Genomic DNA, 609 nt, shown 5'->3' on the forward strand with positions numbered 1-609 from the left:
GGCGTACGCCGTCTCCGGCAGGGCGTACTCGACCGCGTACCGCGCGCTGCCGGTGACCTTGAGCTGGCCTTCGAGGCGGCGCAGCGGGGCCCCGGTCTCGGGTGGGCGCATGGACTGCTCCTCAACGTGCCGAAGGTGACTGGTGGTGGGCGTCGGCGAGCGAAGTGAGGACCTGGGTGGCCAGGTTCCGGGCGAGCGGCACCTTGAAGCCGTTGTCGCGCAGCGGCCTGGCGGCGGCCAACTCGGCCTCGGCGGCCCGGCGGAAGGAGTCCTCGGTCGCCGGCGCCCCGCGCAACGCCTGCTCGGCGACCCTGGCCCGCCACGGCTTGGCCGCAAGTCCCCCGAAGGCGAGCCGCGCCTCGCGTACCTGGCCGTCGCGCACGTCGAGCACGGCGGCGACGGAGGCCAGCGCGAAGGCGTACGAGGCGCGGTCGCGGGCCTTGCGGTAGGCCGAGTGGCCTGGCGGCGGCGCGGGCAGTTCGACGGCCGTCAGCAACTCGTCGTGGGCGATGACGGTGTCCCGCTCCGGCAGGTCGGCCGGCAGCCGGTGGAACTCGGTCAGCGCGACCCGGCGCTCGCCATCCGGCCCGCGCAGCACGACACTGGCGT

At 75.4% G+C, this 609-nt stretch carries 1 pseudogene; it reads right to left on the reverse strand.

Going from position 1 to position 609, the window contains the following annotated elements:
* Nucleotides 1–121: 121 nt before the first annotated feature.
* Nucleotides 122–609 (reverse strand): annotated as a pseudogene (locus KUM32_RS35510) (FAD binding domain-containing protein); the annotation flags it as partial.

The organism is Streptomyces sp. AC627_RSS907 (assembly GCF_019049165.1).